The organism is Kitasatospora gansuensis, assembly GCF_014203705.1.
Classification (GTDB): Bacteria; Actinomycetota; Actinomycetes; order Streptomycetales; family Streptomycetaceae; genus Kitasatospora; species Kitasatospora gansuensis.
The window spans coordinates 3,090,619-3,113,992 of record NZ_JACHJR010000001.1; the positions used below are offsets into that span (position 1 = coordinate 3,090,619).

The window sequence follows — 23,374 nt, forward strand, 5'->3', positions numbered from 1 at the left end:
GTCGATCAGACGTTGAAGCGGAACTCCACCACGTCGCCGTCCTGCATGACGTACTCCTTGCCCTCGATCCGGGCCTTGCCCTTGGCGCGGGCGTCGGGGATGGAGCCGCACTCGACCAGGTCGTCGAAGGAGACGATCTCGGCCTTGATGAAGCCCTTCTGGAAGTCGGTGTGGATCACACCGGCCGCCTCGGGGGCGGTCGCGCCCTTCTTGATGGTCCAGGCGCGGACCTCCTTCGGGCCGGCCGTGAGGTAGGTCTGCAGGCCGAGGGTCTCGAAGCCGACCCGGCCGAGGGTGGACATGCCGGTCTCCTCCTGGCCCATGGACTGGAGGAGTTCGAGGGCCTCGTCCTCGTCCATGCCGATCAGCTCGGACTCGATCTTGGCGTTGAGGAAGATCGCCTCGGCGGGGGCGACCAGGGCCCGCTGCTCGGTCTTGAACTCCTCGTTGGTGAGCTCCTCCTCGTCCACGTTGAAGACGTAGAGGAAGGGCTTGGTGGTGAGCAGGTGCAGCTCACGGACCGAGGAGGAGTCGAAGCCGACCTCGAAGAGGGTCTTGCCGGACTCCAGGATCTTCTGGGCGGCCTCGGCGGCGGCCAAGGTGGCCGCCGACTCCTTCTTCAGCCGGGACTCCTTCTGGAGCCGCGGCAGGACCTTCTCGATCGACTGGAGGTCGGCGAGGATCAGCTCAGTGTTGATGGTCTCGATGTCGTCCTTGGGCGAGACCTTGCCGTCCACGTGCACCACGTCGGGGTCGACGAAGGCGCGGATGACCTGGCAGATCGCGTCCGATTCACGGATGTTCGCGAGGAACTTGTTGCCCAGGCCCTCGCCGACCGAGGCGCCGCGGACGATGCCCGCGATGTCGACGAAGTCGACCGTCGCCGGGAGGATCCGCTGGGAGCCGAAGATCCCGGCCAGCACGGCCAGCCGGGTGTCCGGCACGCCGACGACGCCCACGTTGGGCTCGATGGTGGCGAACGGGTAGTTGGCCGCCAGCACGTCGTTCTTGGTCAGGGCGTTGAACAGGGTCGACTTGCCGACGTTCGGCAGGCCGACGATTCCGATCGTGAGCGACATGTGGCGCAGTCCCGTGGGCTTGGAGGGCGTGGAGCGGCGCGGGTGCCCCGAGCCGATCGCCAAGTCTACGGCCCCGGTCACACCGCGCTGTCGGGCTCCAGGAACTCCAGCCGGTTGCCGAACGGGTCGGCGGAGTGGAAGCGGCGGAAACCGGGGAAGTTGTCGTCCCAGGTCACCGGGTGACCGTGGGCGGCGAGCCGGTCGGCGAGGGCGTCCAGCGACTCGACCAGCAGGCCCGGATGGGCCTTCGGCGAGACCTGGAAGTCGGGCACCACGCCGAGGTGCACCTCCACCCCGCCGCCGCGGAACCAGCACCCGCCCCGAGCCGCCAGCACCGGCGGCTTGGCCAGCTCGGCCATGCCGAGCACCCCGGCCCAGAACTCCCGGCAGCGCTCCTCCGAGCCCGCCGGTATGTCGAGCTGGACGTGGTGCAGTCGGGCGAACGCGAACTCCGACACGGTGCCTCCTCGTTGATCGTTCCGGCCCGGACGTTACTCCGGCCGGGGACACGGAATGAGGCGAACGCGCCATTACACAGTGTGGCGATGATCGGACCGTACGTTGGACGGGTGGAGCAGAGCATCCGTACCCAGCCGCCAGGGCCCAGACGCCGACCGCCAGCCGGCGCCGGTGGGGCCGCCGTACCGGGGCCTGCCTCGCCCCCCGACGCCCGGACGGCGGTGCCGAAGCTCCGGCTGCCGCTGTGGCTGCCCCAGCAGCTGCGGTCCAGGACCAAGGCCCGCAGCGGGCCACCGGCCCGGCTGACGGCGGTCGGTACCGGCGTGCTGGCGCTGGCCGCGACGCTGGCGGCGGCGGCCGTGGACCGGCTGCTGTTCGACGGGCTCGGGGTGCTGTTCGGGCTCGGCTACCTGGTGGTCTGCTTCCAACTGGCCGTCCGGGTACGGCTGGCGGACCTGCCGGCCGCGCCGATCAGCGGGCCGATCGCGTTCGCGCTGGCGCTGGTCTTCTTCGCGCCTGGCTCGGCGTCCGGGGTGACCGGTCAGGTGGTGGCGCTGGCCAGCGGCCTTGCGCTGCGGGCGGGCTGGCTGTTCACCGGCACCGGTCTGGCCGCGGTGATCGTGGCCGCCCGGTTCCTGGCGCAGCGGCGGATCCGGCGCAGCCGGGCGTCCTGACCGGGGCCTGACGGAGGATCAGTCACTCGCCGCGGCCATCGCGGCGCCGACGATGCCCGCGTCGTTGCGCAGCAGCGCCGGGACCACCTCGGCCGGACGCTGCTTGAGCAGCGGCAGGAACTTGTCGTGCTTCCGGCTCACTCCACCGCCGACGATGATCAGCTGCGGCGAGAACAGCCGCTCCACCAGGTCCAGGTACTCGTCCACCCGGTCCGCCCACTCGGCCCAGCTCAGCTCGTGCCGTTCGCGGGCGGCCGAGGAGGCCCGGCGTTCGGCGTCCTTGCCGCGGAGTTCGAGGTGGCCGAGCTCGGTGTTGGGCACCAACATGCCGTCCGTGAACAGGGCGCTGCCGATGCCGGTGCCGAAGGTGAGCAGCAGCACCACGCCGTCCCGGCCCCGTCCTGCGCCGTACCGGACCTCGGCCAGGCCCGCCGCGTCGGCGTCGTTGACCACGGTGACGGGCAGGTCCAGGGTCTCCCGGAACAGACCGGCGGCGTCCAGGCCGATCCAGTCCTTGGCCACGTTGGCGGCGGTGTGGATGCTGCCGCCGACCACCACGCCGGGGAAGGTCAGCCCGACCGGGCCCTGGTGGTCGAAGTTGGCGACCACCTCGCGGACCGCCTCGACCACCGCCGAGGGCGAGGCCGGACGGGGCGTCAGGACCTTGTACCGCTCCTCGGCGAGGGTGCCCCGTTCGAGATCGACCGGGGCACCCTTGATGCCCGAACCACCGATGTCCACACCGAACACAGCCGTCACCACGCGCCTCCGTCCCGGAAATCCACAGACCTGTGGACAAACGTACGGGCCGTGGGACGGAACCGCGCTACAGCTTGCCGGCCGCCTCGGCGCGCAGGTCGCGGCGGAGCTCCTTGGGCAGCGAGAAGATCAGGTGCTCCTCGGCGGTCTTGACCGTCTGCACGTCGGCGTAGCCGCGCTCGGCCAGGTAGGCGAGCACGCCCTCGACCAGGATCTCCGGGACGGAGGCGCCGCTGGTCAGGCCGACCGTGGTGACGCCCTCCAGCCAGGTCTCGTCGATCTCGTCGGCGAAGTCCACCAGGTGGGCGGCCTTGGCGCCGTACTCCAGGCCGACCTCGACCAGGCGGACCGAGTTGGAGGAGTTCTTGGAGCCGACCACGATCAGCAGGTCGGTCTCGGGGGCGATCTGCTTGACCACCACCTGGCGGTTCTGGGTGGCGTAGCAGATGTCGTCGCTGGGCGGGCTGACCAGCAGCGGGAAGCGCTTCTTCAGCTCGCCGACGGTGGCCATCGTCTCGTCCACCGAGAGCGTGGTCTGGGACAGCCAGACCACCTTGGACTCGTCCCTGACCTGCACGTTGGCGACGTCCTCGGCCCCGTCCACCAGGTGGATCCGGTCGGGCGCCTCGCCCATCGTGCCGACGACCTCCTCGTGGCCCTCGTGGCCGACCAGCAGGATGTCGTAGTCCTCGTCCGCGAACCGGACGGCTTCCTTGTGCACCTTGGTGACCAGGGGGCAGGTGGCGTCGATGGTGGCGAGCTTGCCGATCTTGGCCTCGTCGTGCACGGACGGGGCGACACCGTGCGCGGAGAAGACCACGATCGAGCCCTCCGGCACCTCCTCCGTCTCGTCGACGAAGATCGCGCCCTGCTTCTCCAGGGTCTGCACCACGAACTTGTTGTGGACGATCTCCTTGCGGACGTAGATCGGGGCCCCGTACTGCTCGAGGGCCTTCTCCACGGCGATGACGGCGCGGTCGACACCCGCGCAGTAGCCCCGGGGGGCGGCGAGCAGGACACGGCGCTGCGCAGAGTTGGACATGGCTCCCATGGTACGGGCGGCCCCGGGCCGCGCCGACGGGTACCGGCTACCGGATGAAACCGGGCAGAAGTGCTCAAATTTGAACATGGCTGAGCAGAGTGGAACCCCGGGCGCCCTGCGCAGGAGCCTGGGCGTACGCGATCTGATGGTCTACGGGCTGCTGTTCATCGCCCCGATGGCACCCGTCGGCGTGTTCGGCGTCCTGGACGCCAAGAGCCACGGCGCGGTCGCCGCGGTCTACCTGGCCGCCACCGTCGCGATGGGATTCACCGCCTACAGCTACGCCCAGATGGTGCGGGCGGTGCCACAGACCGGGTCGGTCTTCGCGTACGCCCGGGCCGGGCTGGGCGAGAGCTGGGGATTCGTGGCCGGCTGGATGGCGATGCTCGACTACCTGCTGATCCCGGCGGTGGCGTACCTGTTCTCCGGGATCGCGCTGCACTCGCTGGTGCCGGACGTCTCCCGCTGGGTCTGGACGGTGCTGGCGGTCCTGGTCACCACCGCGCTCAACCTGACCGGGGTCCGGACGGCGGCGGCGGTCGGCTTCGCGGTGCTGGCGCTGGAGATCGTGGTGCTGACGGTCTTCGTGGTCTCGGCCGTGGTGATGCTGGTCCGGGACGGCGCCGAACGGGGCTGGCTCTCACCGCTGACCGGGGTCGGCGGCTTCTCGCTGACCGCCGTGGTCTCGGCGGTCTCGGTGGCGGTGCTCTCCTACCTGGGCTTCGACGCGATCGCCTCGTTCGTCGAGGAGGCGGTCGGTGCCTCGGCGGCGGTGGCCAGGGCGGTGCTCTGGTGCCTGGCGCTGGCCGGGGTGCTGTTCGTGACCCAGACCTACCTGGCCGCGCTGCTCACGCCGGTGACGCCGCAACAGCTGGCGGCCGACCCGGCCGCGCAGGGCTCGGCCTTCTACGACACCGTCGACGCCTCGATCGGGCACTGGCTGCAGACCCTGGTGGCGGTCAGCAAGGCGATCGGCGCCGCCTTCGCGGCGCTGGCCGGGCAGGCCGCGGCCGGGCGGCTGCTGTTCGCGATGGCCCGGGAGGGGCGGCTGCCCCGGGCGCTGTCCGCGGTGGACGCCCGGACAGCGGTGCCCCGGCGGGCGCTGCTGGCCGCCGCCGTGGTCACCCTGGTGGCGGCGGTCTGGGCGGCCCGCCGGGACGACGGCCTCGACCAGCTGACCTCGGTGGTGAACGTCGGCGCGCTGTCCGCGTTCGGGCTGCTGCACGCCTCGGTGATCGGCTGGTACACCGTCAAGGGCGACTCCCGGGACTGGTTCAGACACCTGCTGATCCCGCTGCTGGGCATGGCGGTGATCGCCTGGGTGCTGATCGAGGCGTCCACCACCGCCCAGTGGGTCGGCGCCACCTGGCTGGCCGTCGGCCTGCTGGTACTGGTGGTGCAGAGCCCGGCCGTCCGGCGCGGGCGCTGACCCTCGGTCTTATTTGCGGCCCGCACTCCAGTTCAGGCCCCAGCCGTACGCCTCGTCGATCTGCTGGTGGTTCGACCGGCCCTCGACCGCCTGGAAGTACCGGCCCTCGCGGTTCACCACCAGGCCGCCGCCGTCGTTCTCCAGCAGCGCGACCACGCAGCTGGTGGCCGGGAAGTCGCAGCCGTCCAGCGGCAATTCGACCGGCGCGCCGGTGGCGGGGTAGAGGGTGGCGAGGCCGTTCAGGCCGGTCAGCGGCCGATTGTCGAAGGCGAACGCGAAGACCACCAGACGCTGGATCAGGTCGGCGTGGTCCAGGTTGATCCAGAGGTCCTCGCCGGTGGCCACCGCACCGGTCCGGTCGTCGTTGGCCAGCTGGATGAACGGCGCCTCGTGCAGCGCGCCGAACCGCTGCCCGATCGCCTGCACGATCCCGGCGCTGCCGTCCCGCAGCTGCCAGAGGCAGGCCAGGTCGAGGTCCCGGCCCGCCATCGGGGACTGGCCGGCCGCCCCCAAGCGCTTGGCCAGCCAGCCGGCCGCGCCGGACTGCGTCTTCTGCGGGGCGCCGGCGGCGGGCGCCCAGTTGAGGTTGACCCGGAGCAGGCCGCCGACCGCGCCGTGCTTGCGCAGCGACAGGCGCGGGGCCTCCTTGGTCAGCGTGATCTTGGTGAAACTGGGCGGGGCGGCGGCAGGCGCCGGTGCGGGCGCGGCGGCCATCGGCGGGGCAGTCATCGGAGGGGCGGCGGGCGGAGCAGGCGGCATGGCGGGAACGGGAGTCGGAGCAGCGGCCGGCGAGGGCTCCGAGTCGACCTGGATGCCGTAGTCGGTGGCCAGCCCGGCCAGCCCGGAGTCGTACCCCTGGCCCACCGCGCGGAACTTCCAGCCGTCGCCGCGCCGGTACAGCTCCCCGAGCACGAAGGCCGTCTCGGTGGTCGCACCGTGGTCCTCGAACCGGACCAGCTCCGCCCCGGAGGCCGCGTCCAGCACCCGCAGGTACAGCCCGGGCAGCGCGCCGAACCGGCCGCCGTCGCTGGAGGCGGCCAGCACGACCGTCTCCACCGTCGGGTCGAGCCCGGCCAGCCGGACGGTCAGGGTGTCCAGCACCGAGCCGGGGGCCGAGCGCTTCCCGGTGTGCCGGACGGCGCCGGAGACGTCCTGCGGCTGGTTGTAGAAGACGAAGTCCGCGTCGGACCTGACCCGGCCACCCGCGAGCAGCAGCGCGGACGCGTCGGCGTCCGGTACGCCGGGGCCGGTCGACCAGCCCAGCTCGACCAGCACCTCGGCCGCCGCCACCGGCACGTTCGCACCCTTGGAAATCACCATCAGCCCGCCGCTCCCCGAAGTTGACGTCTGCTCACTGGGCCCACCCTAGAGCTCTCGGCGTCGGTGCGCGGGCCGCACGTCGGTGCGCGGGGTTAGCCTCGTCGGTATGGCCAACACCAGCTCACCCGAGGCGCCGATCCCGGTCGGCAAGGTTTCCGCGCTCATCGGCAGTTGGGTGGACCGGCTCGGGGCGATCTGGGTGGAGGGGCAGATCACCCAGCTCAGCCGGCGCCCCGGAGCCGGGGTGGTGTTCCTGACGCTGCGTGACCCGGACCGGGACGTCTCACTGACCGTCACCTGCTTCCGGCAGGTCTTCGAGCAGGTCGCCGAGGACGTCCAGGAGGGCTCCCGGGTGCTGGTCTTCGCCAAACCCGAGTGGTACGTCGCCCGGGGCACCCTCTCGCTGCGGGCCACCGAGATCCGGCTGGTCGGCCTGGGCGAGCTGCTCGCCCGGCTGGAGCACCTGAAGCGGAAGCTGGCCGCCGAGGGCCTGTTCGCCACCGAGCGCAAACAGCGGCTGCCGTTCCTGCCGCACTGCGTCGGCCTGGTCACCGGCCGGGGCTCGGCCGCCGAGCGGGACGTACTGGAGAACGCCAGGCGCCGCTGGCCCGCCGTCCGCTTCGAGGTCCGGAACGTCCCGGTGCAGGGCGCCGCCGCGGTGGCCCAGGTGACCGCCGCGGTACGGGAGTTGGACGAGCACCCCGAGGTGGACGTGATCATCGTGGCCCGCGGCGGCGGCAGCGTGGAGGACCTGCTGCCGTTCTCGGACGAGGGCCTGGTCCGGGCGGTGGCCGCCGCCCGTACGCCGGTGGTCAGCGCGATCGGGCACGAGCCGGACCAGCCGCTGCTGGACTTCGTCGCCGACCTGCGGGCCTCCACCCCGACCGACGCCGCCAAGCGGGTGGTGCCGGACGTGAACGAGGAGCTGACCCGGGTGCACCAGCTCCGGGACCGGGCCCGACGGCACATCACCCACCGGGTGGAGCGCGAGCAGGCCGGCCTGGCCGGTCTGCTCAGCCGCCCGGTGCTGGCCGCCCCGCACCGGCTGGTGGACGGCCCGGCCGAGCAGGTCGCGGCCCTGCTGGAGCGCTCCCGGCGGGTCCTCGGGCACCGGCTGGACGCCGCCGAGTCCGACCTCGGCCACACCCTGGCCCGGGTGGTCGCGCTCTCCCCGCTGGCCACCCTGCAGCGCGGCTACGCGGTGCTCCAGCACGCCGACGGCCGGGTGGTCAGCGACCCGGCCGACCTGACGCCCGGTGAGCTGCTGCACGCCAGGGTCGCCGAGGGCGCCTTCGAGGTGACGGCCACTCAGGGCTGAAGCAGCCGCTGCCGGGAGAGCGGGACGGAGTGCTCGTGGAAGCCGAGGCTGCGGTACAGCGCCTCGCCGCCCTCGGTGGCGTGCAGGTCGATCCGGGTCACCCGGCGGGCGTCGAACCAGGCCAGCAGCGCCTCGGTGCAGGCCCGGGCGTAGCCCCGGCGCCGGTGGCCGGGGTCGGTGCAGATGTTGAAGACGAAGCCGAACAGGCCGTCGGGGTGCCCCGGCGCGGGCAGCCGTCGCTCCAGGGTGCCGACCGCGCAGGCGGCCAGCCGGCCCGGCCGCTCCGGGTCGTCGACCACGAAGGCCGGCATGGTGCGCCGGTCGTCGGGCCCGGCCAGCCGCTCGCGCAGCACCTGTTCGGCGGCCGGCTGCCAGCCGCCCGGATCCGGCTTCCCCGACATCGCTTCGAACATCAGGCCGCGCAGCCGGACCAGCTCGGCGGCGTCCTCGGGGGTGGCGGGTCTCACCTGGGGCGTCATGGCGCGAGGGTAGCCAGCGGGAGCGCCGGGACACACCCGAATTGTCCGCCGCAGCGCCTACCCTGACGGAATGACAGAGCAGCAGGGGAATAACGCGGACGACAGCCTCGGTTACGAGCAGGCGAGGGACGCCCTGCTCGACGTGGTCCGGCAGCTGGAGGCGGGGGGCGTCCCGCTCGAGGAGTCACTGGCCCTCTGGGAGCGCGGCGAGCAGCTGGCCAAGGTCTGCCAGCGCTGGCTGGACGGGGCCAGGGCCCGGCTGGACGCGGCACTGGCCGCCGAGGGCGGGGAGACCGGCGGCGAGTAGCGCGCGTCTCGGCATGTGAGGTGGTTCACAGGTCAGTTGCGGAATGGTTTAAGTTTCACCTAACGTTGGACCGTACCGAACGGCGCGCAAACCGCTGCTCCGTGACGCATACGTTTATCCCGTAGAGGTGGATCCGTAATGACCCTGGCTCTCGACGCCGCCGCCCAGGACCTGCTCTTCCGTGAGGCCCGCACCGCCAACACCTTCACCGACGAGCCGGTCAGCGACGAGCAGGTCCAGGCCATCTACGACCTGGTCAAGTTCGCCCCGACCGCCTTCAACCAGCAGCCGCTGCGCGTCGTCCTGGTCCGCACCCCCGAGGGTCGCGAGCGCCTGGTCCAGCACATGGCCGACGGCAACAAGGCGAAGACCTCCAGCGCCCCGCTGGTCGCCATCCTCGCCGCCGACAACGAGTTCCACGAGGAGCTGCCGGCCCAGCTCCCGTCCTTCCCGCAGGCCGCCGAGCTGTTCTTCACCGAGCGCCCGGTCCGCGAGGCGTCCGCCCACTTCAACGGCGCCCTGCAGGCCGGGTACTTCTTCCTCGGCATCCGCGCCGCCGGCCTGGCCGCCGGCCCGATGACCGGCTACAACGCCGAGGGCATCAACAAGGAGTTCTTCGGCGACGGCGACCACTCGGTGCTGGCCGTGGTCAACATCGGCAAGCCGGGCGAGGACGCCTGGTACCCGCGCTCCCCGCGCCTGGCCTACGACGAGGTCGTCACCACCGTCTGACGGTGACCCCGCAGGTACGACGAAGCCCCCGGCCGCACGGCCGGGGGCTTCGTCGTGTTCCGGGTACTACCGGAGCGACCGGGCGAACTCGGTGAGCTCGTCCCAGCCGGCGGTGCCGGTGACCACGGTGGTGGCGCCGCCGCTCTGGACCACCAGGGCCCGGTACGACTTGCCCTGGTAGCGCTGCCACTCCTGGCCGCCGACCGTCGTCGTGGTGCCCTCGGGCTTCGCGCCCTCGACCGCGTCGGTGATCGCCTTCTCGCGGGGCTCCAGGCTCTGCTCGACCGCCGCGTACTGGCCGCCGGGCGTCAGGAAGCCCAGGTGCCAGGCCTTGGGGCGCTTCTTGTCCTGGTTGTACTCGACCGAGGTGGCCTTCCACTGCTCGGACAGGCCCTCCGGAGCCAGCACCGGGTACGGCGCGGCGCGCTTGGCCGAGGCCGCCGAGGAGCGGTAGTCGACCGCCTTCAGCCCCGAGCCCTCGGAGTGCGGGATGAAGAGGTACCCGACGAAGACCACGCCACCGATCGCCAGCATCGACAGGATCATGTCCCGTACCGTCTGCCGGCCTCTCATGCTGCTTTTCCCTGCCACCCCCTCATCGTGAACCATCCCCTCCCCCGCCCCCACCACCGGGGTCCTCCCGGACGGGTGAATCCGGCCGGGAAGACGCGCTGGGAGGCCAGCCGGGGGTGCGCCACAGACAGCCATCCGGTCGGCAGATACGATCGCAGGACCCTCATCACGGCGTTCGACCTGGCATTTGTCGGGCGCTCTGGCCGTCGCGTACAGAGAGGTATCGACGATGACCGCCCAGCACAGCAACTTCCCCAGCTCCCTGATCGTGGCCCCGGAGGCCCCCGATCGGAACCTCGCCCTCGAGCTCGTCCGGGTCACCGAGGCCGCCGCCATGGCGGCCGGCCGATGGGTCGGCCGGGGCGACAAGAACGGCGCCGACGGCGCGGCCGTCAAGGCCATGCGCACCCTCGTCTCCACCGTGTCGATGAACGGCGTGGTCGTCATCGGTGAGGGCGAGAAGGACGAAGCCCCGATGCTCTACAACGGCGAACGCGTCGGCGACGGCACCGGCGCCGAGTGCGACGTCGCGGTCGACCCCGTGGACGGCACCACCCTCACCGCCAAGGGCATGGCCAACGCCGTCGCCGTCCTCGCCGTCGCCGACCGCGGCACCATGTTCGACCCCAGCGCCGTCTTCTACATGGACAAGCTGGTCTGCGGCCCCGAAGCCGCCGACTACGTCGACATCACCGCCCCCGCCGCCGTCAACATCCGCCGCGTCGCCAAGGCCAAGGGCAGCTCCGTCGAGGACGTCACCGTCATGGTGCTCGACCGCCCCCGCCACGAGGGCCTGGTCAAGGAGATCCGCGAGGCCGGCGCCCGGATCAAGTTCATCACCGACGGCGACGTCGCCGGCGCCATCATGACCGCCCGCGCCGGCACCGGCGTCGACCTGCTCATGGGCATCGGCGGCACCCCCGAAGGCATCATCGCCGCCTGCGCCATGAAGTGCATGGGCGGCGTGATCCAGGGCCGCCTGTGGCCCAAGGACGACGCCGAACGCCAGAAGGCACTGGACGCCGGCCACGACCTCGACCGCGTCCTCACCACCGACGACCTCGTCAGCGGCGAGAACGTCTTCTTCGTCGCCACCGGCATCACCGACGGCGAACTCCTCCGCGGCGTCCACTACCGCCAGGCCACCGCCACCACCAGCTCCCTGGTGATGCGCTCCAAGAGCGGAACGATCCGTCAGATCGACTCCACCCACAAGCTCTCCAAGCTCCGGGCCTACAGCGCGATCGACTTCGACCGCGCCAACTAGAAGGCACACGCTTCGGAAGACAGGGGCTCGGGGAACTGCGACGCCGACCTCGGAAGAGGTCACCCGTGCGTAGCTGGTCAGGCACTTTCGCTTGTGACCCGCACGCCAGATCTCGTCGCCGTTCCCCGAGCCCCTGACCGTAGCTACTCGATCACGTGCAAAAAGTTCAGCCCGCTATCCGGCGGGCGGCCGGTATCCGGAGCTCGGCCTCCCGGCGCCGCCGCCGGGCCAGCACCACCCGGCGCTCGGCCGCCGTGAGGCCGCCCCAGACGCCGTACGGCTCGGGCTGGGCGAGGGCGTGTTCCCGGCACTCCAGCAGGACCGGGCAGCGGGCGCAAACCTGTTTGGCGTGCTCCTCCCGGGACAGCCGGGCCGCCGTGGGCTCCTTGGAGGGGGCGAAGAACAGCCCCGCCTCGTCCCGTCGGCAGGCCGCCCCGGTGTGCCAGGGACTGTCCTCCTGGTGCTCGAGCCGCTGCGCCGCCACCGCCGCCGGAGCGGTGGTACTGCGGGCCGCCGGTTGGGTGGCGACACGGGCGCTGGACTCGATGGGATGCAGCACGGCTTACTCCTGACGGGCTCAAGAGAACTCAGGGGGATGGCTCCCTGCCCGGCTGCCCCGTTACCGACCCCACTCGCGGCATCCGTAGGTTTCAACCGCCCCCGGGGTCACAGCCGTACAAGAAACGATATGCGTCAGGAACTACCCCGCCCCCGGCTGATTCATGCACACCGCATGCGGCCGACTACGGGCTGCACTCGACCCAGGATCGAGTGCCCGCCCGGAAGTTGACGCCCCGTAAGATCTCGGACCGGTCAGCCGTCGAGCTGCTTGCGCACCCACTCACGGAGCTTCTTGCCACGTCGCGGCTTCGCCTCGCAGCCGCCGAAGACCGCCGCGCCCTTCACCCGGACCACCGGCGCGTAGGGGTCGGCCGCAGTCTGCTCCCGGACGTCGAAGCCGCCGAAGACGCCGACGCCGCTGCCGTGCAGCGAGACGTTCTCCGGCACCTTGATGTCGACGCCGCCGAAGACCGCCCAGACCTCGATCTCCACCTCGGGCGACTCGAACACGGCGTCGCTGAGGTCGATCTCCACCCCGCCGAACACCGCCACCGCGCGCAGGTGCGAGCCCACCCGCCAACGGCCCTTGCGGCTGGTGCCCCCGAAGATCGCCAGCATGGTCGGCGACTCGCTCCGGGCCGGCGGCTGGGACTGCCGCTGCGGGGCCCGGTGGGCGGTGCCCTCCGGCAGCTCGGCGGAGAGCGGCCGGTGCGCGGGCAGGTCCCTGGTCAGCGGCGCCAACTCGCCCAGCGTGCGGGCGCTGTAGGCCGCCTCGATCCGCTCGGAGTGCTCCTCGACGGTGAGCCGGCCCTCGGCGTACGCGTCCCGCAGCAGCTCGGCGATCCGCTCCCGGTCGGCGTCCGAGGCGCGCAGCTCGGCCTCCGCCACCGGGGCCGCGTCGAACGGCTTCTTGGTCAGGTCCGGCTTGGCCTCGGACTTGGTCATGGGCACGGGCGACCGGCCCGGCTGGTCCTGCTGCGACGGCGAGTTGTCCACGGGGTCAGCCTAGCCACCGGACCCCCTCCCGAACGAGAGTTCGGCGGCAGTCGGCGTGACCCCGGTCACGCAGGTTCACCTGCGCGCACCGCTCGCTCGGCCGGGACCTAGTCTTGAAGGTGCTTCGTCGACGCAGCCGGATCAGTTAAGGACCTCCACGCATGGCTCCCACGCCAGAGTTCGCCTACTCCGACCTCCTCCCCCTCGGTGCGGACCCCACCCCGTACCGCAAGCTGACCTCCGAGGGCGTCAGTGTCATCGAGGCGGGCGGGCGCCGTTTCCTCCAGGTCGAGCCCGAGGCCCTGCGGCTGCTCACCGCCGAGGCGATGCACGACATCTCGCACTACCTGCGCCCGGCGCACCTGGCCCAGCTCCGCCGGATCCTGGACGACCCGGAGGCCAGCCCGAACGACCGCTTCGTCGCGCTGGACCTGCTGAAGAACGTCAACATCTCGGCCGGCGGCATCCTGCCGATGTGCCAGGACACCGGCACCGCGATCGTGATGGGCAAGCGCGGCCAGAACGTGCTGACCGAGGGCCGGGACGAGGCCGCCATCGCGCGCGGCGTGTACGACGCGTACACCAAGCTCAACCTGCGCTACTCGCAGATGGCCCCGGTCACCATGTGGGACGAGAAGAACACCGGCAACAACCTGCCGGCCCAGATCGAGCTGTACGCGACGGACGGTGACGCGTACAAGTTCCTGTTCATGGCCAAGGGCGGCGGCAGCGCCAACAAGTCGTACCTCTACCAGGAGACCAAGGCCATCCTGAACGAGGACTCGATGCTCAACTTCCTTGAGCAGAAGATCCGTTCACTCGGCACGGCGGCCTGCCCGCCGTACCACCTGGCGATCGTGGTCGGCGGCACCAGCGCCGAGTTCGCGCTGAAGACCGCCAAGTACGCCTCGGCGCACTACCTGGACGAGCTGCCCACCAGCGGCGACGCGGCCACCGGCCACGGCTTCCGGGATCTGGAGCTGGAGGCCAAGGTCACCGAGCTGACCCAGAAGATCGGCATCGGCGCCCAGTTCGGCGGCAAGTACTTCTGCCACGACGTCCGGGTGATCCGGCTGCCCCGGCACGGCGCCTCGCTGCCGGTCGCGATGGCCGTCTCCTGCTCGGCTGACCGCCAGGCGCTGGGCAAGATCACGGCGGACGGCATCTTCCTGGAGCAGCTCGAGACCGACCCGGCGAAGTACCTGCCGGACACCACGGACGAGCACCTCGACGACGAGGTGGTCCGGATCGACCTGAACCAGCCGATGTCCGAGATCCGCGCCGAGCTCGCCAAGTACCCGGTGAAGACCCGGCTTTCGCTCACCGGCACGCTGGTGGTCGCCCGTGACATCGCGCACGCGAAGATCAAGGAGCGGCTGGACGCGGGCGAGGGCATGCCCCAGTACCTGAAGGACCACCCGGTCTACTACGCCGGCCCCGCCAAGACCCCCGAGGGCTTCGCCTCCGGCTCGTTCGGCCCCACCACGGCCGGACGGATGGACAGTTACGTCGACCAGTTCCAGGCGGCGGGCGGCTCGATGGTGATGCTCGCCAAGGGCAACCGCTCGAAGCAGGTCACCAAGGCGTGCGCCGAGCACGGCGGCTTCTACCTCGGCTCGATCGGCGGCCCGGCGGCGCGGCTGGCGCAGGACTGCATCCGTAAGGTCGAGGTCCTCGAGTACGCCGAGCTGGGCATGGAGGCGGTCTGGCGGATCGAGGTCGAGGACTTCCCGGCCTTCATCGTGGTCGACGACAAGGGCAACGACTTCTTCGCCGAGGTCACCGAAGGCCCGCTGATCACCAGCCTGCGGGTGCGGTCGGCGGAGTAACGACAAGTGCCCCGCGCCACCTTCGCGGTGGGGCGGGGCACTGCATTCCGCTTTTGCTCAGGGGCGGTTGATGACCGTACCGAGCGGCTCGTAACCGCCGTCCTTCTTGGGCTCCTCGACCAGCGGCGCGATCTCGGTCTCCGGCTCGTCGGTGGCCAGGACGTCCAGGACCTCCAGGAGCTGCGCCTCCGGGTCCACGGCGGTGAGGGTCTGCTCGACGGGTGCGACCTCGGCCGCCGGCTGGGTCGGTGCCGGGGTCGCGGTGGTGGTCTCGGTGTCGGCCATGACGCCGCCTTTCGGGTAATGAGATTTTGTGTCAGCCCGGACGGACGGGTCAGGGCGCGCGCCCAGTATCGTAGGCCTCACTAAATGTCTTATAAACATCCCGAGGCTCGTCCACTTCTCCAACGTTTGCCAGTCTCCTCATAAGCTGACGCCTCACCTTGGCCATCATCGGGGGATCTCCATGGAGCTTCAGGGGCAGCCGCACGCGCTGCGCTTCCAGGTGCTCGGACCCGTGCAGGCCTGGCGCGGGGAGCAGCACCTCTCACTCGGTTCGCCGCAACAACAGGCCGTCCTGGTCGCACTGTTGCTCAGTCACGGCCGCCCGGTCACCACTCAGGACCTGGTGGACGGCCTGTGGGGCGACCGTCCGCCGCCACAGGCGGTGGCCGCGCTGCGCACGTATGTCTCCCGGCTACGCGCGCTGATCGAGCCGAACCGTGAGATGCGCGCGCCGGCCGAACTGCTGGTGTCGGTGAGCGACGGATACGCGCTGCGGATCCCGCCGGAGTCGCTCGACCTCTCGGTATTCGAGCACGAGTTCGCCAACGCGGCAGCGGCCAGGGGCGACGGGGACTACCGGAAGACCCACCGCCTGCTCGCCTCCGCGCTGTCACTGTGGAGCGGTCGGCCACTGGCCGGCATCCCCGGACCGCATGCGGAAGCCCAGCGCAACCGACTGGCCGAGCGTCAGATCGCGGCCTGGGCGGACCGCTGCGCGGCGGCCCTGGAGATCGGGCTGCACGCGGAAACGGTCTCCGAACTGAGCTCGCTGGCCGCCGAACACCCGCTGCGCGAACAGCTCCGTGAGCTGCTGATGCTGGCGCTCTACCGCTGTGGCCGACAGGCCGAGGCGCTCGGCGTCTACACCGACACCCGGAAGCTCTTGATCGAGGAACTGGGCGTCGAGCCCGGCGCCGGGCTCGCCTCGATGCACTCCCGCATCCTGGCCGCCGACCCGACGCTGATGCCCGCACCGGCCGCACTCGGCCGCAGTTCCGAGCAGGACGAGGCGGCGGCCTTCGTCCCGCCTGCCCAACTTCCGGCCGATGTCTCCGACTTCAGCGGACGCTCGGAACTGGTCCGGGATCTCAGGGACGTGCTGCGCAGCGGCTCCGGCCAGGCCGTGGTGGTCACCTCGCTCGCCGGGATCGGTGGCGTCGGCAAGACCACGCTGGCCGTCCACCTCGCCCACAGCATCCGCTCCGAGTTCCCGGACGGCCAGCTGTACGTGGACCTGCGCGGACCGAGCGCCTCGCCCGCCGACCCGGCCGTGGTGCTGGGCGACTTCCTGTACGCGCTGGGTTCGGCCGAGACTCCGGACACCCTGGAGCAGCGCGCCGCGCTGTACCGCTCGCTGCTGGCCGACCGCCGGATGCTGATCCTGCTCGACAACGCCAAGGACGCCCGGCAGCTGCTGCCGCTGATCCCCGGCGTCTCCGGCAGCGCGGTCCTGGTGACGAGCCGCTCCCGGCTGGCCGAACTGCCCGGTGCACACCTGGTCGACGTCGAGGAGCTGACGCCCCAGGAGGCGCTGGCGCTGTTCTCGGCCATCGTCGGCGAGCAGCGGGTCGCCGCCGAACCCGAGGCCGCGCTCGCTGTGGTGACGGCCTGTGGCTTCCTGCCGCTGGCCGTCCGCATCGCCGCCGCCCGCCTGGCCAGCCGTCCGCGCTGGAGCGTCTCGGACCTGGCCCGGCGGTTAGCGGACCAGCGGCGTCGGCTGCACGAGCTGCAACTCGGCAACCTCGCCGTCGAGACCACCATCGGCCTCGGCTACGCGCAGCTCCGGCCCGAGGAGGCCCGAGCCTTCCGGCTGCTCTCCCTGGTGGACTCCCCCGACCTCCCGCTGGAGGCGGTGGCCGCGCTGCTCGGCACCGACGAGGACGAGGCGGAGTCGCTGGCCGAAGCTCTGGTCGAGGCCAACATGCTCGAGTGCTTCACTCCGGGCCGGTACCGCTACCACGATCTGCTGCGCCTGTTCGCTCAGCGGCAGAACGAGAAGCTCAAGGACACCGGCGAGCAGCAGCAGGCACTGCTCCGGCTGCTGGACACGCTGCTCGCAACCATGCGAAATGCCGCGCGGGCCCTCGAACCCGACGACGTACTCCCGGAGACCCTGCACCGTCCGGTCTCCTCCGGTCTGCCGATCACCGACAGCTCGGCGGCCCAGGACTGGCTCAGGACGGAACTGGCCCTGCTGCTCAGCACGATAGAGGCGGCGGTGGAGAAGCCGCTGGAGCTGCTGCGACCGGCCGTCGATCTGCTCACGGTGCTGAACAGCCTGGTCGAGGACCCGACGCACGGTCAGCGGATCCGAATCGCCCTGCACACCGCCGACGCCAACGCCCGGCCGCACGGCGACAACGCAGCGCTGTCCAGGATCAGCCTCGCTCTCGGCTTCCTCCAGCACGTGGCCGGGGAGTACAACGACGCCGAGCTGTCGTTCCGTCAGAGTCTGGAACTGCAGGGCCCCGACGACCGGACCCATCTGCGGATCGCCGCGGCCAACCTGCTCGCGGTGGTGCTCAGTCTGGCCGACCGGCCGGCCGAGGCGCTGCCGTTCTTCGAGCAGGCCCGGGAGATCAGTCGCAGCCTGGGCGCCACCATCAGCGAAGCCCGGTTGCTCGGCAACATCGCCAGGGCCCACCTTGATCTGCGTCAGCAGGACGATGCCGCCAGATCGGCCCAGGCCGCGGTCGCCGCCGCACGGGCGTCCGGGAACATCCCCTGCCTCGCCGACACGCTCTACCAACTCGGTGTGGTGCTCCGCTCGACCGGCTCCCCCGGCGAAGCCGCCCCGCATCTGCGCGAGGCGCACCAGCTCTACCAGTCGGAGCAACGCCGGATCTGGGAGGGCTACTCCCTCGCCCGCCTCGCGCCCTGCCTGCTCGCCGACGGCCAGTACGCCGAAGCGGCCGAGGCCGCGGACGAGTCGCTCGCCATCGCCCAGGAGCTGGATGCCGCGTACTGCCAGGGCCTGGCCAACGCGGCGCTCGGCGAGGCGCTCCTGAAGCTGGGTCAGCCGGCGCGTGGGCTGGCCTGTCTTCAGGAGGCGCTCGCCGTGTTCACGCGGCTCGGTGTGCCCGAAGTCCTCCCCGTGCAGGACCTCATCGGGCAGCAACAGCACACCGAGCCCGCCGCACCCCCCGCGCCGTGACCACCTGTCCCCCGACAGGTCCCCCTCTGCGTGTCAGTACTCCCGCAGCCCCCCGGCTGCGGGAGCACCTCGACGCTTCCCCGGCGCTGGTCCCTACTCTGGCACCCGTCGATTGACATCCGATAAACGCGGGGGCGGCTCGGATCGGTGCAGGTCGGAACGGGCCACCCCGTCGCGCCACGCGGCGCGCAGTGGGGTTTCGCACCACCCCCGACCGCCCCGGAATGCTCCGGCCATCCCGGCCAAATTCATCCCAACAACCACGAGTTGGCCGGAAAAGGACCCTATGGTCGGTTGATCGCGCCTATTCTCGGAGGCCAGCGACGTATTGACGGCGGGCCGGCAAGTGGAGCGGAGCGACAGGCAGGGCGGCGACGCAGCACAGAGTGACGCGGGAGCGTGACGGACCGTCACGCGCGGTGGACGGCGCCGCCAGGAGGCAGCCCGGGCACCGGCGGGTGGCGGCCAGGGTGGAAAGGTGCCTCTCAATCGTGACGACCGGACAGATATCCGATCCCGCCCAGGGCCGCGGGCCCTCCCACGCCGATCACCAGACCCGCCGTCGGACCGAGCGCGCGCTCCAGGCGGTGGCCTTCGACACCATCGGCGCCCGCTACGTCGAGGCGTTTCCGGACAAGGCCGGTCAGCTGGCCTGCGGTGAGTGGCTGCTCGACGCACTGGAGCCGGGTGCCCAGGTACTGGACGTCGGCTGCGGCACCGGGGATCCGACGGTCCGTCAGCTGACCGGCGGCGGCCTGCGGGTGACCGGGGTCGACCTCTCGGACGGGATGCTGCGACTGGCCAGGCAGAGCGTGCCCGCCGCCGAGTACCACCGGATCGACATGTACGACCTGGCCACCGAGCGGGCCCACCGTGCCTGGGACGCAGCCGAGTTGGGGCCGCGGGCGGCCGGTCGGTACGCCGCGGCCACCGCGTTCTTCTCCTTGATCATGCTGCCGCAGGCGGAGATCCCCGAGGTGCTCGGGCGGATCCGGACGCTGCTCCGGCCCGGCGGCCTGCTCGCGCTCGGCATGGTCGAGGCGGATCTCGACCATGCCCCGCTGCCGTTCCTCGGCCACGAGATAAGAATCAGCGGGTACCTGCGGGAGGAGCTGGAGCAGACGCTGCACCGGGCCGGGTTCTCGGTCGAGGCGCACTCCGGCCACCCGTACGCCCCCGCGAGCACCACCCTGCCGCCGGAGGAGCAGCTCTTCCTCCGCTGTCGACGGGTCGGCTGAATCGACTGTTGGTCCCCAGCTCTCCTCTCGCAGAACGGCAGCCCGTGCGCGACCTTCCCGAGCCCCTGACCGGGCAGCCTCCCGCCGTCCCGCCCCAGCGTCGGCCACCGCCGCTGCCGGGCGGGCGGGCGCGCACGGCCGAGCGGCTGGCGTACCTGGACAGCGCTACCCGGCGGATCAACACCTCGCTCGACCTGGCCGCGACGCTGCGCAACCTCGGCAAGGTGCTGGTCCCGGCGCTCGCCGACGCGGCCGTGGTGCACCTGCGCGAGCCGCTGCCCGACCTGGAGCGCGACCCGGGCAGTCCGACCTCGCTGACCATCCATCACCGGCACGGCACCCGGCTCGGCCGCCGGGCCGGGACGCGTCGGCTACGGGCCGGCGGGCCGGCGGCCCGGGCGCTCGACCAGCAGTTCCCGACCGGTCCCGTGGTGCTCGGCACCCCGTCCGCCGCCCGGCTCCGGCCGCTGCTGGAGGAGCTCTACGGCGCCCGGACGCTGGGCCGGCTCGCCAGCGGCACGGCGCTGCTGGCCCTGCCGCTGCGCGGCCGCAAGACGGTGCTCGGCCTGCTGCTGCTGATCCGGCGGCCCGGCAAGAGCACCCCGGCCGCGCCCCGGCCGACGCCGTTCGGCGGCGCCCCGCAGACCTCGGACGCCTTCGAGCTGACCACCGCGTACGACGCCGCGCTGGCCTTCGACGCCACCGACACCGCCACCGCCGCCCACCTGGCCACCCAGGGCGGGCTCGCGGTGGACACCGCACTGCGCTACACCCGCGAGTGGGAGATCGCCGACGAGCTGCAGCGCAGCATGCTGCCCACCCACCTGCCGCAGCGGCACGGAGTCCGGCTGGCGCACCGTTACCTGCCCTGCGAGCGCGGCACCCAGGTCGGCGGGGACTGGTACGACTCCGTCCCGCTGCCCGGCAACCGGGTCGCCCTGATCGTCGGCGACGTGATGGGCCACTCGCTCACCTCGGCCGCCATCATGGGCCAGCTGCGCACCAGCGCGCAGACCCTGGCCGCCCTCGACCTGCCCCCGCACGAGGTGCTCTACCACCTCGACGAACAGGCCCAACGTCTGGGCCGGGAACAGCACTTGGCGACCTGCGTGTACGCGGTCTACGACCCGATCGCGAACCGGGTGGTGCTCGCCAACGCGGGCCACGTACCGCCGGTGCTGGTCGGCCCGGACGGGCGGGCCGAGCTGCTGGACCTGCCGTCCGGGGCACCGATCGGGGTCGGCGGGGTGGACTTCACCTCGGTCGAGCTGCCCGCGCCGCCCGGTTCGGCCCTGATGCTGTTCACCGACGGCCTGGTGGAGTCCCGGCGACGGTCGCTCACCACCGGCCTGGAGCTGCTCCGGGCCCGGCTGAGCGGCGCGCACGGGCACTCCCCCGAGCACCTCTGCCAGGAGGCGCTGCGCATCCTGCCGCCCGGCGACCGGGCCGACGACGTCGCCCTGCTGGCCGCCGCCTTCGACGGCATCCCGGCCGAGGACGTGGCGTACTGGTACCTCCAGCCCCGGCACGAAACCCCGGGCCGAGCACGGCGGTTGGTCGGCCACGCGCTGCGCCGGTGGGGGCTGGAGACGCTCGCGGAGAACACCGAGCTGATGGTGAGTGAGCTGGTGACGAACGCGATCCAGCACGCGACCAGGCCGGTGACGCTTCGGCTGGTGCGGACTTCGGTGCTGCGGTGCGAGGTGGGGGACGACAGTGCGTTGTTGCCCCGGGCGCGGCGGGCGGGGCCGGAGGACGAGCGGGGGCGGGGGTTGCAGATAGTGGCGCGGTGTGCGGAGCGCTGGGGGGCTACCCGGCTCGGGGCGGGCAAGGTGGTGTGGTTCGAGCAGCGGTTGCCGACGGGGCTCAGCTGAGTTCGATCAGAGCGGCCAGGGCCTCGGCTCCCAGGACCACTTCCGCCAGCGGGCGGTTGTCGGCCAGGCGGTACACCGCGCGGACCACGTCGGCCTGCCAGAGCAGGTCGAGGGCGTCGGCGATCTCGGCGGCGGTGGCGTGGTCGCCGGCGGCCGTCCTGGTGTGCCAGTCCCGGAGCAGCGCCTTGACCACGGTGAACGCCAGCCGGCGCCCCCGCACCAGCTCCGCCCGGGAGTTGAGGGCGAAGACGTCGATGGTGGCGTGGCCCTTGGCGGTCAGGCCCTGGTAGGCGCCGGACTCGAGGTAGAGCAGCAGGTGGTCGGCCGGGTCCTCGGTGGCCGGGTCTATCAGCAGCGGATCGCCGCTGGCCGGGTCGCAGGGGAAGCGGTCGCGCTTCTGGTTGGAGTTGCAGTAGGCGCAGGCCAGCAGGTGGTTGTGCCAGTCGAAGGTGCGCAGCGGCGCCCGGGCGATCGGCTCGAAGTGGTCGATGTCCGTGCCCAGGTTGTCGCCGCAGTACATGCAGCGCAGCAGTCCGGGGGTCATCCGGTGCAGCAGGGTGCGCAGCTTGGCCTTGGGGTCGCGGGCCGTCCGCCAGGCCGCCCGGCCGGTCGCGGTGGTCGGCCCGGCCTTCCGGATCGCCTCGGTGCGGCGGGCCAGGTCGGCCTCCAACTGCTCGGTCAGCGGGGGGCGTTGCAGCGGGATCATCGGCCACCGCCCAGCCTGTCCCTGGCCTCGTCCACCCTGGCGGCCAGCGAGGCGTTCAGCCGGGCGCCCAGCTCCCGGTACTCGGCCACCTCGGCGCTGGAGGCGTGGCCCGCGTACAGCTTGCGCTCCAGCGCGATCAGCAGCCGACGCTCGGCCTCCGCCTGCGGGGAGTAGACGCTCGGCAGCCCGAACAGCTCGGTCAGCGCGGTGTCGTCCCCGCTGCCGTAGACGATCCGCTGGTACAGGTCCTCGTCCAGCACGTACGGGGCCGACTCCTCGCCGGGGCCTGCCAGTCGGACCAGCCCGCCGGGGTCGGCGGACTGGCAGACGTACGGGCTGTGGGTGCTGACGATGAACTGGAGGCCGGTGAAGTGCCCGACCAGCCACTCGCCCAGCCGCTGCTGCCACTCCGGGTGCAGGTGCGCCTCGACCTCGTCGATCAGCACCACGCCGGGCACCGGCACGCTCGGCGGCGTACCGTCGATCACCAACTCCTGCTCCGGGTGGGCCTGGTGGATCCGGGCCAGCAGGTCGAGCACCAGGCACACCACGGCGGCGACTCCACCGGAGAGCCGGAACTCGCTGTCGCCGCACTGGATCTGGAGGCCGTCGGAGTCGATCCGGCCGATCCGCTGGCCGGCCGGCAGCAGCCCGTCGTCGAGCAGCGCCCGCACCCCGGCGACCAGTTCGACCGCGCCGGGCTGGCGCTCCAGGGCGTGCAGTTGCTGGCCGACCAACCAGCCGATGCCGTCGGTGAGTTCACGCCGGGCGCGGTAGCCGGCCCAGAAGCCGAGCACGCCGTTGCGCCGGGCGCTGACGCCGTCCTCGGTCCGGGTGACCCGCCAGTGCGCGCCGTCCAGCCGGACGCCGCCCTCGTCCTGACCCGGCGCCAGCCAGCCCGCCGGGTCGGTCTCCTCGCCCAGGGCCGCCGCGAGGGCCGCCAGCAGGGTGGTCTTGCCCGCGCCGTTCGGCCCGGCCAGCACCGTCCAGCCGGCGTGCGAGCCGTCCGGCCGGGTCAGGTCCAGATCGACGTTCCTGACACCCCGGAAGCCGCGCAGGTTCTCCACTTCGAGCCTGGAGATGTACATCCGCCCACCCCTCCCCGATCACTGCGGTCAGCCTAGGGCCTGCCTGACAATTCCCGTCGGATCAGGCCGGGTCGTTCGGTGCGTGCGCTCGGCGTGCGGCCGGGACGCCCTCGTAGCGGAGCTACTTGGGCGTTTCGGCCGTGCGGCGAGCGTGCGTGCCGGGCGGGCCGGCCCCGACGGGAATTGTCAGGCAGGCCCTGAGGAT

General features: G+C 71.9%; 22 protein-coding genes. 10 read left to right on the forward strand and 12 right to left on the reverse strand.

Annotated elements, in window-relative coordinates:
• Nucleotides 1-5: 5 nt before the first annotated feature.
• Both ychF and F4556_RS13545 read right to left on the reverse strand, forming a co-directional pair.
• Nucleotides 6-1,079 carry a redox-regulated ATPase YchF gene (gene ychF / locus F4556_RS13540; RefSeq protein WP_184914769.1) on the reverse strand — a complete coding sequence of 358 codons (1,074 nt, stop codon included), beginning with the start codon at nucleotides 1,077-1,079 and terminating at the stop codon, nucleotides 6-8.
• Nucleotides 1,080-1,156: 77 nt separating this feature from the next.
• Nucleotides 1,157-1,537, reverse strand: a complete 381-nt coding sequence (locus tag F4556_RS13545; protein ID WP_184914773.1) for a VOC family protein — start codon at nucleotides 1,535-1,537, stop codon at nucleotides 1,157-1,159.
• An 87-nt stretch (nucleotides 1,538-1,624) separates the two neighbouring features.
• On the opposite strand from F4556_RS13545, the gene F4556_RS13550 reads away from it, so the two are divergent.
• The gene (locus tag F4556_RS13550; protein WP_184914775.1) at nucleotides 1,625-2,212 is read left to right on the forward strand and encodes a DUF6542 domain-containing protein; all 588 of its coding nucleotides are present in this window, start codon (nucleotides 1,625-1,627) and stop codon (nucleotides 2,210-2,212) included.
• A gap of 18 nt (nucleotides 2,213-2,230) precedes the next feature.
• Here F4556_RS13550 and ppgK read toward each other — a convergent pair whose 3' ends face one another.
• Nucleotides 2,231-2,971 carry a polyphosphate--glucose phosphotransferase gene (gene ppgK / locus F4556_RS13555; protein ID WP_184914778.1) on the reverse strand — a complete coding sequence of 247 codons (741 nt, stop codon included), beginning with the start codon at nucleotides 2,969-2,971 and terminating at the stop codon, nucleotides 2,231-2,233.
• Between the two features lie 67 nt (nucleotides 2,972-3,038).
• Entirely contained in the window at nucleotides 3,039-4,013 is a 975-nt protein-coding gene (locus F4556_RS13560) for a 4-hydroxy-3-methylbut-2-enyl diphosphate reductase (RefSeq protein WP_376775693.1), read from the reverse strand.
• An 85-nt stretch (nucleotides 4,014-4,098) separates the two neighbouring features.
• Here F4556_RS13560 and F4556_RS13565 point away from each other — a divergent pair, with 85 nt between their 5' ends.
• Complete coding sequence (locus F4556_RS13565; RefSeq protein ID WP_184914784.1) at nucleotides 4,099-5,442, forward strand: APC family permease; 1,344 nt, start codon at nucleotides 4,099-4,101, stop codon at nucleotides 5,440-5,442.
• 9 nt (nucleotides 5,443-5,451) lie between these two features.
• Here the strand turns inward: F4556_RS13565 and F4556_RS13570 are convergent, their stop codons facing one another.
• A complete protein-coding gene (locus F4556_RS13570; RefSeq protein WP_184914787.1) occupies nucleotides 5,452-6,762 on the reverse strand; it encodes a TerD family protein in 1,311 nt (436 codons plus the stop codon).
• Nucleotides 6,763-6,868: 106 nt separating this feature from the next.
• Here F4556_RS13570 and xseA point away from each other — a divergent pair, with 106 nt between their 5' ends.
• A complete protein-coding gene (gene xseA / locus F4556_RS13575) occupies nucleotides 6,869-8,080 on the forward strand; it encodes an exodeoxyribonuclease VII large subunit (RefSeq protein ID WP_184914790.1) in 1,212 nt (403 codons plus the stop codon).
• On the opposite strand, the gene F4556_RS13580 is transcribed toward xseA, so the two are convergent.
• A complete protein-coding gene (locus F4556_RS13580; protein ID WP_184914793.1) occupies nucleotides 8,071-8,559 on the reverse strand; it encodes a GNAT family N-acetyltransferase in 489 nt (162 codons plus the stop codon). The genes xseA and F4556_RS13580 overlap by 10 nt on opposite strands.
• A gap of 70 nt (nucleotides 8,560-8,629) precedes the next feature.
• Between F4556_RS13580 and F4556_RS13585 the strand changes: the two genes are divergently transcribed.
• Both F4556_RS13585 and F4556_RS13590 read left to right on the forward strand, forming a co-directional pair.
• The gene (locus F4556_RS13585) at nucleotides 8,630-8,866 is read left to right on the forward strand and encodes an exodeoxyribonuclease VII small subunit (protein WP_057227247.1); all 237 of its coding nucleotides are present in this window, start codon (nucleotides 8,630-8,632) and stop codon (nucleotides 8,864-8,866) included.
• Between the two features lie 138 nt (nucleotides 8,867-9,004).
• Nucleotides 9,005-9,598 (forward strand): malonic semialdehyde reductase, encoded by a 594-nt coding sequence (locus tag F4556_RS13590; RefSeq protein WP_184914796.1) that lies wholly within the window; start codon nucleotides 9,005-9,007, stop codon nucleotides 9,596-9,598.
• Nucleotides 9,599-9,664: 66 nt separating this feature from the next.
• Here the strand turns inward: F4556_RS13590 and F4556_RS13595 are convergent, their stop codons facing one another.
• Nucleotides 9,665-10,171, reverse strand: coding sequence for a DUF4245 domain-containing protein (locus tag F4556_RS13595; RefSeq protein WP_184914799.1), 507 nt, complete (start codon nucleotides 10,169-10,171; stop codon nucleotides 9,665-9,667).
• A 229-nt stretch (nucleotides 10,172-10,400) separates the two neighbouring features.
• Between F4556_RS13595 and glpX the strand changes: the two genes are divergently transcribed.
• Nucleotides 10,401-11,438 carry a class II fructose-bisphosphatase gene (gene glpX, locus F4556_RS13600; protein WP_184914801.1) on the forward strand — a complete coding sequence of 346 codons (1,038 nt, stop codon included), beginning with the start codon at nucleotides 10,401-10,403 and terminating at the stop codon, nucleotides 11,436-11,438.
• Nucleotides 11,439-11,604: 166 nt separating this feature from the next.
• On the opposite strand, the gene F4556_RS13605 is transcribed toward glpX, so the two are convergent.
• Both F4556_RS13605 and F4556_RS13610 read right to left on the reverse strand, forming a co-directional pair.
• Nucleotides 11,605-11,997, reverse strand: a complete 393-nt coding sequence (locus F4556_RS13605; protein WP_184914804.1) for a WhiB family transcriptional regulator — start codon at nucleotides 11,995-11,997, stop codon at nucleotides 11,605-11,607.
• Between the two features lie 254 nt (nucleotides 11,998-12,251).
• Nucleotides 12,252-12,944, reverse strand: coding sequence for a DUF1707 SHOCT-like domain-containing protein (locus tag F4556_RS13610; RefSeq protein ID WP_184924582.1), 693 nt, complete (start codon nucleotides 12,942-12,944; stop codon nucleotides 12,252-12,254).
• A gap of 212 nt (nucleotides 12,945-13,156) precedes the next feature.
• Between F4556_RS13610 and F4556_RS13615 the strand changes: the two genes are divergently transcribed.
• The gene (locus F4556_RS13615; RefSeq protein ID WP_184914808.1) at nucleotides 13,157-14,824 is read left to right on the forward strand and encodes a fumarate hydratase; all 1,668 of its coding nucleotides are present in this window, start codon (nucleotides 13,157-13,159) and stop codon (nucleotides 14,822-14,824) included.
• Between the two features lie 57 nt (nucleotides 14,825-14,881).
• Here the strand turns inward: F4556_RS13615 and F4556_RS13620 are convergent, their stop codons facing one another.
• Nucleotides 14,882-15,109 (reverse strand): hypothetical protein, encoded by a 228-nt coding sequence (locus F4556_RS13620; RefSeq protein WP_184914811.1) that lies wholly within the window; start codon nucleotides 15,107-15,109, stop codon nucleotides 14,882-14,884.
• A 181-nt stretch (nucleotides 15,110-15,290) separates the two neighbouring features.
• On the opposite strand from F4556_RS13620, the gene F4556_RS13625 reads away from it, so the two are divergent.
• The 3 genes from F4556_RS13625 (at nucleotide 15,291) to F4556_RS13635 (ending at nucleotide 21,375) form a co-directional block, all read left to right on the forward strand.
• The gene (locus F4556_RS13625) at nucleotides 15,291-18,263 is read left to right on the forward strand and encodes an AfsR/SARP family transcriptional regulator (protein WP_184914814.1); all 2,973 of its coding nucleotides are present in this window, start codon (nucleotides 15,291-15,293) and stop codon (nucleotides 18,261-18,263) included.
• 587 nt (nucleotides 18,264-18,850) lie between these two features.
• Complete coding sequence (locus F4556_RS13630; protein WP_313069208.1) at nucleotides 18,851-19,501, forward strand: class I SAM-dependent DNA methyltransferase; 651 nt, start codon at nucleotides 18,851-18,853, stop codon at nucleotides 19,499-19,501.
• Nucleotides 19,502-19,545: 44 nt separating this feature from the next.
• Nucleotides 19,546-21,375 carry an ATP-binding SpoIIE family protein phosphatase gene (locus tag F4556_RS13635; protein WP_184914816.1) on the forward strand — a complete coding sequence of 610 codons (1,830 nt, stop codon included), beginning with the start codon at nucleotides 19,546-19,548 and terminating at the stop codon, nucleotides 21,373-21,375.
• On the opposite strand, the gene F4556_RS13640 is transcribed toward F4556_RS13635, so the two are convergent.
• Together F4556_RS13640 and F4556_RS13645 are read right to left on the reverse strand one after the other, a co-directional pair.
• Nucleotides 21,368-22,081 carry an HNH endonuclease gene (locus tag F4556_RS13640; RefSeq protein ID WP_184914819.1) on the reverse strand — a complete coding sequence of 238 codons (714 nt, stop codon included), beginning with the start codon at nucleotides 22,079-22,081 and terminating at the stop codon, nucleotides 21,368-21,370. The two genes, F4556_RS13635 and F4556_RS13640, sit on opposite strands and share 8 nt — an antisense overlap.
• Nucleotides 22,078-23,169: an AAA family ATPase gene (locus F4556_RS13645; RefSeq protein WP_184914822.1), complete on the reverse strand. Its 1,092-nt coding sequence runs from the start codon at nucleotides 23,167-23,169 to the stop codon at nucleotides 22,078-22,080. Before F4556_RS13645 ends, F4556_RS13640 begins: the two co-directional genes overlap by 4 nt.
• Nucleotides 23,170-23,374: the final 205 nt, after the last annotated feature.

Excerpts from the sequence above, each read along its gene's own strand:
- F4556_RS13570 (WP_184914787.1), bottom strand. The coding sequence starts at position 6,762 with ATGGTGATTTCCAAGGGTGCGAACGTGCCGGTGGCGGCGGCCGAGGTG.
- F4556_RS13610 (WP_184924582.1), bottom strand. The coding sequence starts at position 12,944 with ATGACCAAGTCCGAGGCCAAGCCGGACCTGACCAAGAAGCCGTTCGAC.
- F4556_RS13640 (WP_184914819.1), bottom strand. The coding sequence starts at position 22,081 with ATGATCCCGCTGCAACGCCCCCCGCTGACCGAGCAGTTGGAGGCCGAC.
- ychF (WP_184914769.1), bottom strand. The coding sequence starts at position 1,079 with ATGTCGCTCACGATCGGAATCGTCGGCCTGCCGAACGTCGGCAAGTCG.
- F4556_RS13565 (WP_184914784.1), top strand. The coding sequence starts at position 4,099 with ATGGCTGAGCAGAGTGGAACCCCGGGCGCCCTGCGCAGGAGCCTGGGC.
- F4556_RS13560 (WP_376775693.1), bottom strand. The coding sequence starts at position 4,013 with ATGTCCAACTCTGCGCAGCGCCGTGTCCTGCTCGCCGCCCCCCGGGGC.
- F4556_RS13615 (WP_184914808.1), top strand. The coding sequence starts at position 13,157 with ATGGCTCCCACGCCAGAGTTCGCCTACTCCGACCTCCTCCCCCTCGGT.
- F4556_RS13625 (WP_184914814.1), top strand. The coding sequence starts at position 15,291 with ATGGAGCTTCAGGGGCAGCCGCACGCGCTGCGCTTCCAGGTGCTCGGA.
- glpX (WP_184914801.1), top strand. The coding sequence starts at position 10,401 with ATGACCGCCCAGCACAGCAACTTCCCCAGCTCCCTGATCGTGGCCCCG.
- F4556_RS13645 (WP_184914822.1), bottom strand. The coding sequence starts at position 23,169 with ATGTACATCTCCAGGCTCGAAGTGGAGAACCTGCGCGGCTTCCGGGGT.
- F4556_RS13590 (WP_184914796.1), top strand. The coding sequence starts at position 9,005 with ATGACCCTGGCTCTCGACGCCGCCGCCCAGGACCTGCTCTTCCGTGAG.
- F4556_RS13580 (WP_184914793.1), bottom strand. The coding sequence starts at position 8,559 with ATGACGCCCCAGGTGAGACCCGCCACCCCCGAGGACGCCGCCGAGCTG.
- F4556_RS13595 (WP_184914799.1), bottom strand. The coding sequence starts at position 10,171 with ATGAGAGGCCGGCAGACGGTACGGGACATGATCCTGTCGATGCTGGCG.
- F4556_RS13585 (WP_057227247.1), top strand. The coding sequence starts at position 8,630 with ATGACAGAGCAGCAGGGGAATAACGCGGACGACAGCCTCGGTTACGAG.
- xseA (WP_184914790.1), top strand. The coding sequence starts at position 6,869 with ATGGCCAACACCAGCTCACCCGAGGCGCCGATCCCGGTCGGCAAGGTT.
- F4556_RS13550 (WP_184914775.1), top strand. The coding sequence starts at position 1,625 with ATGATCGGACCGTACGTTGGACGGGTGGAGCAGAGCATCCGTACCCAG.
- F4556_RS13620 (WP_184914811.1), bottom strand. The coding sequence starts at position 15,109 with ATGGCCGACACCGAGACCACCACCGCGACCCCGGCACCGACCCAGCCG.